Annotated in this window: 15 protein-coding genes; 3 read left to right on the top strand and 12 right to left on the bottom strand. The window is 40.5% G+C overall.

All coding sequences use genetic code 11. The features are described from left to right. Window positions 1–7 precede the first annotated feature (7 nt). Window positions 8–772, bottom strand: a complete 765-nt coding sequence (pomA, locus tag R3X26_RS11420; protein WP_317717444.1) for a flagellar motor protein PomA — start codon at window positions 770–772, stop codon at window positions 8–10. A gap of 458 nt (window positions 773–1,230) precedes the next feature. Here pomA and xseB point away from each other — a divergent pair, with 458 nt between their 5' ends. The 3 genes from xseB to dxs are packed head-to-tail and all read left to right on the top strand — an operon-like array spanning window position 1,231 to window position 4,276. Further along, window positions 1,231–1,482, top strand: coding sequence for an exodeoxyribonuclease VII small subunit (gene xseB, locus R3X26_RS11415; protein WP_317717443.1), 252 nt, complete (start codon window positions 1,231–1,233; stop codon window positions 1,480–1,482). 3 nt (window positions 1,483–1,485) lie between these two features. Next, a complete protein-coding gene (gene ispA, locus R3X26_RS11410) occupies window positions 1,486–2,370 on the top strand; it encodes a (2E,6E)-farnesyl diphosphate synthase (protein ID WP_317717442.1) in 885 nt (294 codons plus the stop codon). Window positions 2,371–2,392: 22 nt separating this feature from the next. Next, window positions 2,393–4,276 (top strand): 1-deoxy-D-xylulose-5-phosphate synthase, encoded by a 1,884-nt coding sequence (gene dxs, locus R3X26_RS11405; protein WP_317717441.1) that lies wholly within the window; start codon window positions 2,393–2,395, stop codon window positions 4,274–4,276. A gap of 185 nt (window positions 4,277–4,461) precedes the next feature. On the opposite strand, the gene pgpA is transcribed toward dxs, so the two are convergent. The 11 genes from pgpA to crl form a co-directional block, all read right to left on the bottom strand. Further along, entirely contained in the window at window positions 4,462–4,968 is a 507-nt protein-coding gene (gene pgpA, locus R3X26_RS11400) for a phosphatidylglycerophosphatase A (RefSeq protein WP_317717440.1), read from the bottom strand. Continuing rightward, window positions 4,965–5,939 carry a thiamine-phosphate kinase gene (gene thiL / locus R3X26_RS11395; RefSeq protein ID WP_317717439.1) on the bottom strand — a complete coding sequence of 325 codons (975 nt, stop codon included), beginning with the start codon at window positions 5,937–5,939 and terminating at the stop codon, window positions 4,965–4,967. Before thiL ends, pgpA begins: the two co-directional genes overlap by 4 nt. A gap of 95 nt (window positions 5,940–6,034) precedes the next feature. Next, the gene (gene nusB, locus R3X26_RS11390) at window positions 6,035–6,502 is read right to left on the bottom strand and encodes a transcription antitermination factor NusB (protein WP_317717438.1); all 468 of its coding nucleotides are present in this window, start codon (window positions 6,500–6,502) and stop codon (window positions 6,035–6,037) included. Then, window positions 6,502–6,972, bottom strand: a complete 471-nt coding sequence (gene ribE, locus R3X26_RS11385; protein ID WP_317717513.1) for a 6,7-dimethyl-8-ribityllumazine synthase — start codon at window positions 6,970–6,972, stop codon at window positions 6,502–6,504. Before ribE ends, nusB begins: the two co-directional genes overlap by 1 nt. A 188-nt stretch (window positions 6,973–7,160) precedes the next feature. Beyond that, the gene (gene ribBA / locus R3X26_RS11380; protein WP_317717437.1) at window positions 7,161–8,273 is read right to left on the bottom strand and encodes a bifunctional 3,4-dihydroxy-2-butanone-4-phosphate synthase/GTP cyclohydrolase II; all 1,113 of its coding nucleotides are present in this window, start codon (window positions 8,271–8,273) and stop codon (window positions 7,161–7,163) included. Between the two features lie 201 nt (window positions 8,274–8,474). Continuing rightward, entirely contained in the window at window positions 8,475–9,125 is a 651-nt protein-coding gene (locus R3X26_RS11375) for a riboflavin synthase (RefSeq protein WP_317717436.1), read from the bottom strand. Window positions 9,126–9,131: 6 nt separating this feature from the next. Continuing rightward, complete coding sequence (gene ribD, locus R3X26_RS11370; RefSeq protein WP_317717435.1) at window positions 9,132–10,244, bottom strand: bifunctional diaminohydroxyphosphoribosylaminopyrimidine deaminase/5-amino-6-(5-phosphoribosylamino)uracil reductase RibD; 1,113 nt, start codon at window positions 10,242–10,244, stop codon at window positions 9,132–9,134. Between the two features lie 73 nt (window positions 10,245–10,317). Continuing rightward, window positions 10,318–10,767: a transcriptional regulator NrdR gene (gene nrdR, locus R3X26_RS11365; RefSeq protein ID WP_317717434.1), complete on the bottom strand. Its 450-nt coding sequence runs from the start codon at window positions 10,765–10,767 to the stop codon at window positions 10,318–10,320. A gap of 47 nt (window positions 10,768–10,814) precedes the next feature. Further along, complete coding sequence (locus R3X26_RS11360; RefSeq protein ID WP_317717433.1) at window positions 10,815–12,065, bottom strand: glutamate-5-semialdehyde dehydrogenase; 1,251 nt, start codon at window positions 12,063–12,065, stop codon at window positions 10,815–10,817. Window positions 12,066–12,074: 9 nt separating this feature from the next. Then, window positions 12,075–13,229: a glutamate 5-kinase gene (gene proB / locus R3X26_RS11355; protein WP_317717432.1), complete on the bottom strand. Its 1,155-nt coding sequence runs from the start codon at window positions 13,227–13,229 to the stop codon at window positions 12,075–12,077. A gap of 141 nt (window positions 13,230–13,370) precedes the next feature. Beyond that, the gene (gene crl, locus R3X26_RS11350) at window positions 13,371–13,775 is read right to left on the bottom strand and encodes a sigma factor-binding protein Crl (protein WP_317717431.1); all 405 of its coding nucleotides are present in this window, start codon (window positions 13,773–13,775) and stop codon (window positions 13,371–13,373) included. Window positions 13,776–13,813: the final 38 nt, after the last annotated feature.

Below are 13,813 nucleotides of genomic sequence, written 5' to 3'. Positions count from 1 at the left end.
ATCCTCCTTATTCGTTATCGATATCAAGAACACGTTTTTTCTCGTTCAGATAATTTTTCAAATATCCATCGATAACTCTAGGGTTTTGGCCATCTTGTATCGCAAGTACCCCATCCATTATTAATCGTCGATTAAGTTTTTCTTGTTCTCGACGCAACGTTAATTTATCAGCAATAGGGAAAAACACCATATTGGCTAATACGGCACCATAGAGCGTGGTCAACAAGGCAACCGCCATAGCGGGACCAATAGATTTAGGGTCATCCATATTAGAAAGCATGGCAACTAAACCAATCAAAGTTCCTATCATCCCCATTGCTGGTGCAACGTCACCATAAGCTCTAAAAGCGTCACTTCCTTGAACATGCCTTTCATCGGTCAAAGCTATATCTTTTTGCATTGCAGCTCGCACAACTTCTGCATCATGACCATCAACCAGTAAATCGATGCCCTTTTGCATAAAACTACTGGTAATTTCCATCTCTTCTAACGCTAAAAAACCACCTTTACGAGCGGCATCGGCCATTTCAACGATCTTGGCAATCAAATCTTCTGGGTCATCGGTTTTAAACATGAAGGCCTTGCCTGCAATTTTAAACGCACTAAAAAATTGTCCCATGGTAAATTTCATTAGAACAACACAAGTTGCGCCCCCTACAACAATCAAAACTGATACAACATCGAGAAACATGCCAATGCTGCCACCAATAATCATTGCCATGATAACAAAGCCGAAACCACCGATTAAACCTATTAATGTAGCTAAATCCACTAAGCACCTCTTATTGCTAAACTGTTCTATGCAATTAATATGGGATAGACATACTATCGGCCGCTTGCAATAATTTTTTAGATATTTATTTGAAAAATATCACAATGAGCTAACCATTGTTTCATTATCAGGATAAGCCTTACCATAAAAATTGCCAAGTAAGTCTTCTTCATAGAGTAGATAAATTATCCAATAATGATGATATGTAAACAGAATGACACCATTCACATCGACTTTTTCACTATTTTTGTGCATTTATTTGATATGGATATTGAGCCAAATTATGTAAACTTGCACTTATGTCGTTATAAGTTATCTTTAGTCAAAATAGATTATCTCTAACTTAAAGGGGATAATGCCTTTTTCTCACGATAAATTTGCTCGGTTGTGATGCTAACAATTGACCATTAAACCTCTGTAGCGTAACTTTCGTGCATCTTTAAAAAAGCAGAACTATCATGGCAACCAAAAAACCAGAAAATATGACATTTGAAGCGACGCTATCAGAGCTCGATTCAATTGTAGAACAGCTAGAAAATGGCGATCTTGCTTTAGAAGATTCGCTAAAACATTTTGAGCGAGGCATCTCTCTCGCACGCGAAGGCCAATCAAAGCTCACTCAAGCAGAGCAACGTGTTTCTATATTATTAGAAAAAAATGACGACGCTCCTTTGTCTGATTTTCAAAATGAGCATCAGAGAGAAGATTAATTTATGCTAGCTGCATTACCCTCTTATCAGGAAAGAAATCAATTTCAGCTCAATGCTTGGTTAGATAAGTTAGATCATCAAGATCACTCACTTATTCAAGCGATGCAATATGGCTTATTGCTTGGTGGTAAAAGAGTCAGGCCTTTTCTTGTTTATATCACTGGAGAAATGCTTGGCTGTACCATTGAAGAAATCGATACCCCTGCTTCTGCGATAGAATGTATTCATGCTTATTCTCTTATTCACGACGATCTCCCTGCTATGGATAACGATGAACTTCGTCGAGGCCGCGCAACTTGTCATATTCAATTTAATGAAGCAACGGCTATTTTAGCCGGTGATGCATTGCAAACTCTTGCCTTTACTATTTTGGCAGAAGGTAAACTGTCGAAACAAGGTGAAGGTAAACGAGTTGCAATGATTCAAACATTAGCTAAAGCCTCTGGTGCTCAAGGCATGTGTCTTGGACAAGCGTTAGATCTGTGTGCTGAAAACAAATCTGTCTCTCTCGACCAACTTGAAATGATACACAAAAATAAAACCGGAGCTCTGCTAAAATGCGCGATACAATTAGGCGCACTTTCTGCAGGTAAAAAAGGACAAGCGATCCTACCTTTACTGAATAAATACGCTGATGCCGTAGGGCTGGCCTTTCAAGTGCAAGATGATATTTTAGACATTATCAGCGACACAGAGACACTTGGAAAACCACAAGGTTCTGACCAAAATTTAAATAAAGCGACGTATCCTTCATTACTTGGATTAGAAGGCGCTCAACAGAAAGCGCAAACTCTTTTACAAGAAGCACTTCATGCTTTGGATGCGATCCCATACAATACAAAGTTACTCGAAGAGTTCGCCCGATACGTTGTCGAGCGCAAAAACTAACATTATAAGCGCTGAATATTTTATGACTCTTGATCTATCAAAATATCCCACTTTAATTCTAGCGGACACGCCTGAAGAGCTTCGCTCACTTCCAAAAGACATTTTACCTAAAGTTTGTGACGAATTACGTACCTATTTATTAAATTCAGTCAGCCAATCTAGCGGGCATCTAGCCTCAGGTTTAGGCACAGTAGAACTGACTGTTGCACTACATTACGTTTATAACACACCTTTTGATCAATTGATCTGGGATGTAGGTCACCAAGCTTATCCGCATAAAATATTAACGGGGCGAAGAGAAAAATTACCGACAATACGACAAAAAGACGGTCTTCACCCGTTCCCTTGGAGAGAGGAAAGTGAATATGACGTTCTTTCCGTCGGTCACTCATCGACCTCTATCAGTGCAGCGCTAGGACTGGCAATTTGTGCAGAAAAAGAAGGCAAGAATAGAAAAGTCGTCAGTGTGATTGGCGATGGTGCGATCACCGCCGGTATGGCGTTTGAAGCGATGAATCATGCTGGTGATATTCATTCAGATATGTTGGTTGTACTCAACGACAATGAAATGTCTATATCTGAAAATGTAGGCGCATTGAACAACCACTTAGCACAAATATTATCTGGCAACCTTTACACTTCGATACGTGAAGGCGGCAAAAAAGTGTTGTCAGGTGTGCCACCAATCAAAGAATTGGTGCGCAGAACAGAAGAACATCTTAAAGGAATGGTTGTTCCTGGAACTATGTTTGAAGAACTCGGTTTTAACTATATAGGTCCAATTGACGGACATGATGTTAACGAGCTAGTAAAAACACTAAAAAATATGCGTGAACTGAAAGGACCACAGTTTCTACACATTATGACCAAGAAAGGCAAAGGATATGAACCAGCAGAAAAAGATCCTATCGGTTATCATGGTGTGCCAAAATTTAATCCAGCAGAAACTAGCTTACCTAAAAGTAACGGTACAAAACCCAGTTTTTCCAAAATTTTTGGCGATTTTCTTTGTGACATGGCAGAACAAGATCCCAAACTTATGGCAATCACACCTGCCATGCGTGAAGGCTCTGGCATGGTTGAATTTTCCAAGAAATTTCCTAGCCAATATTTTGATGTCGCAATCGCCGAACAGCACTCTATTACCTTAGCGACAGGGATGGCAATTGCAGGTTTTCACCCTATTGTGGCGATTTATTCAACCTTTTTACAACGCGGTTATGACCAACTTATTCATGATGTCGCTATCATGAATTTACCGGTTATGTTCGCAATTGATAGAGCCGGTATTGTTGGAGCTGATGGACAAACTCACCAAGGTGCTTTCGATCTTAGTTTCATTCGCTGTATTCCGAACCTAGTAATAATGGCTCCTAGTGATGAAAATCAATGCCGACAAATGCTTTATACTGGCCATAAACACTCAGGCCCATCAGCTGTTCGTTATCCAAGAGGCACCAGTATTGGTGCTGAAATTGAACCAATAATGACAGAAATCGAAATAGGTAAAGGACGACTTGTTAGGCAAAGCAAACAAAAGACTAACCAACCCAAAGTGGCTATTTTAAGTTTTGGTACTATGTTAGAAAGTGTGTTAATCGCGGCCCAAAAACTTGATGCAACCGTTGCTGATATGCGCTTTGTAAAACCGCTGGACGAAAACCTAATCAGAGAACTAACCAGTAGCCACGACATTATTGTCACTGTTGAAGAAAACACAATTGTAGGTGGTGCAGGCTCTGGCGTTGTTGAGTTTATGATGCAAGATAAAATCATTAAGCCAGTATTAACTATTGGTTTACCAGATAAATTCGTTGCTCAAGGAACTCAGCAAGAGATGCATGCAGAACTGGCTATAGATGCGGTAGGTATCGAAGCTAAGATTCGTGAATACATAGCCAAATAATGACCTAACAAATACAATGCGTTTGCATCAATTCGTACTTAACGTACGAATAGCTAGCGAAGATTGTTAGGGTTGATTATTTAATAAAAATGCCGTTGATTTCATGACGTATGAAATCAACGGCATTTTTATTTAAGGTACTGATATTAAGTAATACCTTAAGCTAGCCAATCACCGCAGATATGTTAATGCATCCAGCCTAGATATTTTCCCAACAAAAACAGGCAAAAACACGCTATCGCGCCAGCAACAATATCGTCTATCATAATCCCTAGTCCACCATGAACTCTTTTGTCAAGCCAACTAATCGGCCACGGTTTCACCATGTCGAAGAAACGGAAAAGAACAAAACCAGCCAATAACCATCGCCATTCTGTTGCAGGAAGGTTCATCATAGGCACTAAGCTCATGGTGATCCAAAAGCCAGCGAATTCATCCCATACAATCGCACCATGATCATGAACCATCATGTCATCAGAGGTTGCTTGGCATATTTTAATGCCAACAACACAAGAGAGAATAACTAACGTGACATAGATTGAAAAAGGCAATTGAACTAACATAAAATACAATGGAATAGAGGCGAGTGTCCCCATCGTTCCAGGCATAATCGGTGACATACCACTACCAAATCCTGTCGCTAAAAGATGCCATGGATTTTTAAATGATATTAAATCTAATGGATTGCTCATGATTTTCCCTTAAAGTGATCGTAACCATCAAGTTGCCAATCAACTGGTTTACCGTCTCGGATAAGCTCAAAGGTGCCTTCTGGCCGTAACTGTCCAATACAAGTGACCGCACAACCAATATGAGCTAAAGTACTATCAATACCGCCTTTATGTTCTTCAGGCACAGTAAAACAGAGCTCATACTCTTCACCACTCGATAATGCATATTTCTGTGCCTTTTCTCTGTCGTTGCAAAAGCCTAATAGTTCATTTGATAAAGGTAAGGCGCTGATATCAATCCTTGCACCAACTCCAGATCGTTTAAGTATATGTTGAACATCCGCAATTAAGCCATCAGATATATCAATACAACTTGAGGCTACATTCAGTAATGCTTGGCCTGCTAAAATTCTTGGCCTAGCAAGATAGTGTTGCTGTTCTAGTATTTTTGCGTAAGGTTTACTTCTCGGCTCATCACCTAAAACAACATCGAGTCCAGCCTTACTATCACCAAGATTGCCAGTAACGTATAACCAATCGCCTGATTTTGCGCCATCTCGACACAAAGCTTTGGTTTCAGGAACAAACCCTTGTACCGTTAAGGTAATGCTTAATGGCCCTTTTGTTGTATCCCCACCTATGAGTTGAACACCAAAATAGTCAGCTAATTCAAAAAATGCATCGCAAAAAGAGGTCAGCCACACATCATCTTGTTCAGGTAAGGTTAATGCAAGTGAGATCCAAGCAGGTGTTGCCCCCATTGCGGCTAAATCACTTAAATTAGAAGCCAGCGCTTTATGTGCGATCCAAGCGGGGTTCGCACCGGCAAGAAAATGTGTCCCTGCAACTAAGGTATCAGTGCTAATAGCAATGCGGACACTTTCGGGGGAACGAACAATCGCGCAATCATCGCCTAATGATAATTGAACATCTTTTCGTTGACTTTGACGGTTAGAAAAATACTTTTTGATTAAATTGAATTCACCAGACATAACTACTGTATCTCGCCGTTAATAATAAAGGTTAACTCGACAATTTTAAGACACAAAAAAGGCCAGCTAAGCCGACCTTTTTGTTTGCACTGACTTTATTTTTTGCGTACATGCGGTGCGGCTTTATCCAACACACCGTTGACAAATTTATGACTATCTTCCGCAGCAAATACTTTAGCTAGCTCTATCGCTTCGTTGATAACCACTTTGTATGGTACATCTTCTCGTCGAGTCATCTCGTACATAGCAAGACGTAAAAGCGCTAACTCCATCATATCTAAATCTTGCATTGGGCGAGAAAGATATGGGCGAAGTTTGCTGTCTAACTTAGTGTGATCTTGTACAACACCAGTTAAAAGGTCACGAAAGTAAGCGACGTCGGTTTCTGGCGCAGCCAATGCAGGCTCTATATCACGATGCTCTTCATCATCGTATTTATCACCAGTTAAAAACTGTTCTTCTATTACGGCAACATTATCTTTCGATATTTGCCATGAGTATATTGCTTGTAAAGCAAATTGACGTGCATTACGACGTGCGGCTGGTTTCACACTTGCCCCCATTAGGAATCGATTTCAGAAAGAACGTTGATCATTTCAAGTGCGCTTAGTGCAGCCTCTGCACCTTTATTACCAGCCTTGGTTCCGGCGCGCTCAATAGCTTGATCGATGGTATCTACAGTTAATACACCAAATGCCACTGGAAGGCTATATTCCAGAGAAACTTGTGCTAAACCTTTGTTACATTCACTACAAACATAGTCGAAATGTGGTGTGCCACCACGTATAACTGTGCCTAAAGATACGATAGCATCGAATTTACCAGTCTTAGCTACTCTTTGAGCAACTAAAGGCAATTCAACCGCACCAGGACAGCGAACAACGGTGATGTTGTCTTCTGACACTTGGCCATGACGTTTTAAAGTATCGATAGCACCAGAAAGTAAACTTTCATTAATAAAGCTATTAAAACGAGAAATTACAATTGCAATTTTTGCGTTTGGAGTAGGAAAACCACCCTCGATCACTTTTATACCCTCGCATACTTTCATAAACTTTCCTTCAACTATATTCATCCTGTGAGAATCGCGGGATTCTAGCACAATTTTGTGAGCAATATCTAATAGAAAATGCCTCCATGTGGAGGCAAGTCAATTCTCGGCCACTCGAAATAGAAAAAATAACTAGTGGTCAAGCATGAAGCGCGGTCCTGTCGTTGCAATTACTCATTAATATATTCGACTACTTCAAGACCAAAACCGCCTAGTGCATGGTAGCGCTTACCAGAAGAAGACAACAATTTCATCTTGCTTATGCCCATGTCAGACAGTATTTGTGACCCTATTCCTACACGGCGAGAGGTACCTTGTTTCTTGGCCATAGTGGGAGCCTCTCCTTTATCTTGTTGTTCAAACATTTTGACTCGATGGATTAGTAAATCGGGGGATTCTTCATTACCCAAAATAACTAACACCCCTCCATCTTCACCAATACGTTTCATAGCGGTATCTAGAGTCCAACTACGATCAGCATTTCTATTTGAACGAAGTACATCGGTAAAGACATCATGTAAATGTACACGAACCAAGCACGGCTCATCTTCAGATACTGGACCTTTACGCAAAGCATAATGAATTTCATTATCAATGGTATCGCGGTAGGTAACTAGATCAAACTCACCAAATTCAGTCGGTAACTTGCATTCAGCAACCCGTTCAATAGTAGTTTCGGTGTTGTTACGATACTCAATAAGGTCGGCTATGGTGCCTACTTTTATATCGTGTTTTTCTGAAAAGGCTTCCAAATCTGGGCGGCGCGCCATACTGCCATCTTCATTTAAAATCTCAACAATAACAGAAGCAGGCTCTAAACCAGCCAAACGAGCAAGGTCACAACCGGCTTCTGTGTGACCAGCACGAGTTAATACTCCACCTTCTTGAGCGGTCAATGGGAAAATATGCCCTGGCTGAACCAAATCAGCAGCTTTGGCGTTTTTTGCCACTGCAGCTTGTACCGTAACAGCACGATCTGAAGCAGAAATACCCGTTGTTACCCCTTCTGCAGCCTCAATAGAAACGGTAAAGTTAGTGGTAAACTGAGCATTGTTGTCTTGCACCATTGGGGCTAATCCCAATTTTACACACCGCTCTTTGGTCATAGTAAGACAAATTAGACCACGACCATAAGTCGCCATAAAATTAATGGCTTCAGGCGTGACATGCTCCGCGGCCATAATAATATCGCCTTCATTTTCTCGGTCTTCGTCATCCATCAGGATAACCATTTTACCCAAACGAATATCTTCAATAATTTCTTTAGGTGTACTAATTGCCATTACTATTGTCCTATCTCATTCTTTGCTCAGAGTTGCATTCATGTTCAACCGCCTGCTAGACCAAGCTCATTTAGTGACTAAAATTCAGATGTTTTATATAAAAAATCTAGAATAACCTTAAATTATCGCCACTTGCTCTGTGTGAAACACGCTTGAGTAAATCACACTAAAAAAATGGCACGACGTACAGTTAAATTAAGGCTATGCGAAGCCATTCTGTTGTAAAAAATCCATGGTAATTGTCGATTCTTGTTGCTGCGAGTTTCCTTGTAGCAACCTTTCCATGTATCGCGCCAAAACATCAACTTCCAAATTAACTTTCCTGCCAACCTGAAAGTTATCAATGGTCGTTTCATCGGATGTATGAGGAACAATAGTGATTTTAAATGCGTTCTTTCGTAATGCATTGACGGTTAAACTAATACCATCAACCGTAATTGAACCTTTATAAGCAACGTATTTAGTGATGTTATTCGGCATTTCGACCCAAAACTCAATCGCTCTACCAACAGGATTACGCTCCAAAATAACGCCGACGCCGTCAACATGACCTGAGACAATATGACCACCAAATCTTGTTGTAGGCAACATAGCTTTTTCAAGGTTAACCTTATCTCCCACTTGATATTGGGTAAATCCGGTTAAATTCAAGGTCTCTACGGAGAGGTCTGCGGTATAACTTGTCGAATCGTGAGATACCACCGTTAAACACACTCCATTGGTTGCAATACTATCGCCAACCTTTACATCAGAAAGATCTAATTTGCCCGATGCAACAGTAATCGAGATATCCTCACCTTTTGCAGTAATAGCGGTGAGTTCTCCTACGGCTTCTATTATTCCTGTAAACATAACTACCTACTGTTTCTGTTTTATTTGCGCGATTACTCGAATATCAGCACCGATCATTCGTATATCGGTAATGTTCAAGTCGATAACTTGGTTCATTTTCTCTAAGCCAAGTAAATTAATAAATCCTCTTCCATCCGAGCCCATCAATTTAGGAGCCAGATAAATAACTAATTCATCAACTAAATTTTGTTTTATAAAACTAGTGGCTAAAGTCGCCCCTGCTTCTACCCATAGATGACTCACTTGATGTTGCTTAGCCAGTTGATCTAATAGTAACTCGAGATCAAGATTATTATCCTGATTCAGACCAATAGTTAGATCGGCATTTTTTGAGCTAGAAACCCTTATTACTTCGCCTGTAGATTGAAATAATTTAAGTCCATCGGTTAACAACAAGTTATTTTCTAAAATAACACGGGCTGGCTGTCGGACTTGATCCGGAGGATAAACAGTTTGAATAGAATCAGGTAAATCTTCCCAACGAACATTAAGAGACGCGTTGTCAGCAATAACGGTGGTACTGGTGGACAAAATAGCGCCTGCCTTCGCTCTAAAATGCTGAACATCTTTTCTGGCTTGTGCGGTTGTTATCCACTTACTTTGACCGTTTTTCAAGGCCGTTTGCCCATCCAGGCTCGCTGCAAGTTTTAACTGAACATATGGCTTACCAGTTTTCATTCTTTTGATAAATGCAGGGTTTAATGCCATCGCATCGTTTTCAAGTAAACCGACTTGAACCTCTATCCCTGCATCTCGTAATATCTGAAAGCCACGACCGGCCACTTGCGGATTTGGATCTTGCATAGCACAAATTACTTTACTGACCTTCGCATTAACTAATGCTTCGGCACAGGGAGGCGTTCTACCATAATGAGAACAAGGTTCTAACGTGACATAAGCCGTAGCCCCTTGTGCTTTCTCTTTTGCCTCTCTTAACGCAAACACTTCTGCATGAGGCTCACCTGCTTGATAGTGAAAACCTGATCCTACAATGTGCCCATCACGAGCAATCACACAACCTACATTTGGATTCGGTGCGGTTGTAAAACACCCTTTCTTTGCCAGTTGAATGGCGTGAGACATCATCTGATAGTCGACAGGAGAAAAAGATGGATTCATTATAGGATCTTCTTTAGTTATTGTATTTCGTTCAAGATAATATAGGTGTGATCAAGATGATTTTAGTCAAGAGTTAATCTTCAAGCCTAGCAATTTCTTCACCAAACTCTTTAATATCAGTAAAACTTCGATAGACGGAAGCAAACCGAATATAAGCGACTTTATCGAGCTCTTTCAGTTGTTCCATCGCTAAGTTACCAATCATTTCACTCGGAACTTCACGCTCTCCAGTTGCTCGTAATTTAGACTTTATATTACTGATCGCCAGTTCTATTGAATCGGCACTAACAGGGCGTTTTTCTAACGCCCTTTGAATACCGCCAATCATTTTATCTTCATTAAATGGCTCTCGATTACCATTCGATTTAATCACTTTTGGCATGACTAACTCAGCACTTTCAAATGTTGTAAAACGTTCACTACAAGCTAAGCACTGACGTCGACGACGCACTTGGTGCCCATCGGCAACCAGCCTAGAGTCGATAACTTTGGTGTCATTTTCAGAACAAAATGGACAATGCATACCACCTCCAAATGATTTTAGTACAGCTTAAACAGATAATCGGTCGTTTATGGGCGAACCAAATAATCGGCTTTCCCAACCCATTTATAACTCGTCAACTCTTCAAGTCCCATAGGACCTCGTGCATGAAGTTTTTGTGTAGAAACGGCAACTTCAGCACCTAAACCAAATTGAGCACCATCGGTAAAACGAGTAGAAGCGTTCACATAGACAGCAGCGGAACCCACCGAATTAATAAATAATTCCGCATTTTGTAAGCTATTAGTCATAATTGCATCGGAATGACTCGCATTATGAACACGCATATGGTCAATGGCTTGCTCCACATCGCTAACAACTTTGATTCCTAACGTAAAGCTCAACCATTCGGTATCAAAGTCACCTTCTTGCACGTCTCTTACTTGTGTCGAATTAGATAGATAAGCTTTAGCTTTTTCTTCCGCTACCAACATAACTCGGCCATTTAATTTCTCTGCCAATTTAGGTAAAAATTGATCTGCTATTTTTTCATGTACCAACAATGTATCAAGAGAGTTACACGCCGACGGCCTTTGTACTTTTGAATTTTCGACAACAAGAAGTGATTTATCTAAATCTGCGCTTTCATCAACAAAAATATGGCTAATGCCGAAACCACCAATAATCACCGGTATTGTACTGTTTTCTTTGCACATTTTGTGTAACCCGGCACCACCACGTGGAATGATCATGTCAACATAATCATCCAGTTTCAACAACTCAGACACCAACTCACGATCAGGTTTTTCAATGTATTGAACTGACTCAGCAGGTAATTCCGCTTTTTGTAGTGCAATTTGAATCACCTTAACCAGTTCCATATTAGAAAAAAACGTCTCTTTACCACCACGAAGAATGCTGGCGTTACCCGTTTTTAAACACAGGGCCGCAATATCAATGGTCACATTTGGACGAGCTTCATATATAACGCCTATTACACCTAAAGGGACACGACGTCGAGATAAAGACATGCCATTTTCTAGCACTTTACTGTCAATTTCACTTCCAACGGGATCATTTAAACTAATCACGTTTCGTACATCGTTAGCGATGGCTAACAAGCGTTCTTCATTCAACAATAAACGGTCTAATAACGCGTCTGTCAGACCCGCATTACGCCCATTATCAATATCCTTGGCATTGGCAGCAAGAATAGTCTTTGCGTTCATTTCCAGTTCGTCGGCCATGATGGCTAGTGCACGGTTTTTTTGAGCCGTTGAAGCTGTTGCAAGACCAAATGCAGCGGTTTTCGCTGCTTGTCCCATTTGAATTAGTTCCACGTTTTATCCTTACTCTTGAATGACCACGAGGTCATCTCTATGAATCACTTCTGAGCCGTACTCATATCCTAAAATTTCATTAATCTGTTTGCTGTGTTTGCCAATTATTTTTATCAAATCTTTATTTGAATAGCGCACAATACCTTTAGCGACCAGTTGACCTTTACTATTCTTGATCCTAGCGACTTCGCCTCTAGCAAACTGCCCTGCTACATCTGTGACGCCTTTAGCAAGTAAACTGCTTCCTCTTTCTACTACAGCTTTTACGGCCCCATCGTCGATAATAATATCACCCGATGCTGCAGGCCCGGCTAAAATCCATCGTTTGCGGTTTTCTAACGCTTCCGCAAGGGCAACAAATTTAGTTCCTTGAGGTTTATCTGTGATTGACGTTTCAATAACACTTTCCGCACTACCAGCAGCAATGATCACTTCTATTCCTGCCCGTCTAGCAATATCGGCCGCTTGTAATTTGGTAGCCATACCTCCGGTGCCTAACGTTGTTCCACTGCCTCCGGCGATTTTTCTCAAAGTCTCATCGATGGTGGTTACTTCACGGATAAGTTCTGCATCGGGGTTATTTCGAGGATCGGCAGTAAACAAACCAGGTTGGTCGGTTAACAACAACAACTTATCAGCGCCACACAAAATCCCAACTAGAGCGGACAAATTATCATTATCGCCAACTTTAATCTCAGATGTAGCAACGGCATCATTTTCATTAACGACAGGAATAATATCATTATCTAACAAGGTGTTGATCATATCGCGGGCATTTAAGAAGCGCTCTCTATCATCTAAATCTGCGCGGGTAAGTAACATTTGACCAATTTTCAAACCATAAATAGCAAACAACGATTCCCAAAGTTGAATCAACTGGCTTTGACCAACCGCCGCTAGCATTTGTTTGCTGGCCACTGAATTAGAGAGAGCTGGATAACCTAAATGCTCACGACCTGCTGCAATCGCTCCAGAAGAAACGATCACCACAGAATGGCCATGTTGTTTAAGATGAGCACATTGACGAACTAACTCCACCATATTGGCTTTATCTAATGCTAAAGTTCCACCAGTAAGAACACTCGTACCAAGCTTCACGACTATTGTTTTCTTTATAGATGCGGTTTTAGGTTGCAACGCTTTTTCACCTTGTGTAATTGTCATTTGCCTTGCTATATAAATTTAGGATTTATAAAGATGTTGTAACAATCCATCTTAAATTGCACAAGTAAAAAAGGCGCATTAATGCGCCTTTTTATCAATTTAACTTGTTGGAAGTCTATTTTAACCAATCAACAGCAACAATTATATAAACTCAACCGATTGTTCATGCAATATAAAAGACAAATCAAAACGTTCTTCTAACACTTTATGTAACTTCTTTAAAAACTCTTGCTGAGTTCGAGTCACTTCTGGAATAGCACTTTCCGGTAGTTCAACCGTTTGCCAGTTACCGTCTGTATCGTACATCCCCATTTTAAACTTTGCTATAAAGCCATCTACTGCATCATCGACTTTCGAGGTATCTAGCTCCATCCACCACCCCCAAAATTCACGCATTTCTGGTGATTGTTTATCATCAACGCAAACAGATAAGCAATCAAACAAATAACTATTTTCTGTTGATTCAGATTCTCTAAGATAAGGACCTATTGCTCTTAAAGCGGTTAATAATCGGAAATGAGTTGGGCTAACTACCTTGTTCACCATATAATACTCCATCGATAGAATTACATTAGTTTAAGTTC

The organism is Vibrio sp. TH_r3, assembly GCF_033101115.1.
Lineage (GTDB): Bacteria > Pseudomonadota > Gammaproteobacteria > Enterobacterales > Vibrionaceae > Vibrio.
Note: the sequence above shows the minus strand (reverse complement) of the source record. Positions and strands in the feature narration are given on the sequence as shown.

Bases quoted from the DNA above. Each gene is read 5' to 3' on its own strand.
- proB (WP_317717432.1), bottom strand. From the start codon at position 13,229: ATGACAATTACACAAGGTGAAAAAGCGTTGCAACCTAAAACCGCATCT.
- nrdR (WP_317717434.1), bottom strand. From the start codon at position 10,767: ATGCATTGTCCATTTTGTTCTGAAAATGACACCAAAGTTATCGACTCT.
- R3X26_RS11375 (WP_317717436.1), bottom strand. From the start codon at position 9,125: ATGTTTACAGGAATAATAGAAGCCGTAGGAGAACTCACCGCTATTACT.
- xseB (WP_317717443.1), top strand. From the start codon at position 1,231: ATGGCAACCAAAAAACCAGAAAATATGACATTTGAAGCGACGCTATCA.
- crl (WP_317717431.1), bottom strand. From the start codon at position 13,775: ATGGTGAACAAGGTAGTTAGCCCAACTCATTTCCGATTATTAACCGCT.
- ribBA (WP_317717437.1), bottom strand. From the start codon at position 8,273: ATGGCAATTAGTACACCTAAAGAAATTATTGAAGATATTCGTTTGGGT.
- dxs (WP_317717441.1), top strand. From the start codon at position 2,393: ATGACTCTTGATCTATCAAAATATCCCACTTTAATTCTAGCGGACACG.
- thiL (WP_317717439.1), bottom strand. From the start codon at position 5,939: ATGTCTGGTGAATTCAATTTAATCAAAAAGTATTTTTCTAACCGTCAA.
- nusB (WP_317717438.1), bottom strand. From the start codon at position 6,502: ATGGGGGCAAGTGTGAAACCAGCCGCACGTCGTAATGCACGTCAATTT.
- ribD (WP_317717435.1), bottom strand. From the start codon at position 10,244: ATGAATCCATCTTTTTCTCCTGTCGACTATCAGATGATGTCTCACGCC.
- pgpA (WP_317717440.1), bottom strand. From the start codon at position 4,968: ATGAGCAATCCATTAGATTTAATATCATTTAAAAATCCATGGCATCTT.
- ispA (WP_317717442.1), top strand. From the start codon at position 1,486: ATGCTAGCTGCATTACCCTCTTATCAGGAAAGAAATCAATTTCAGCTC.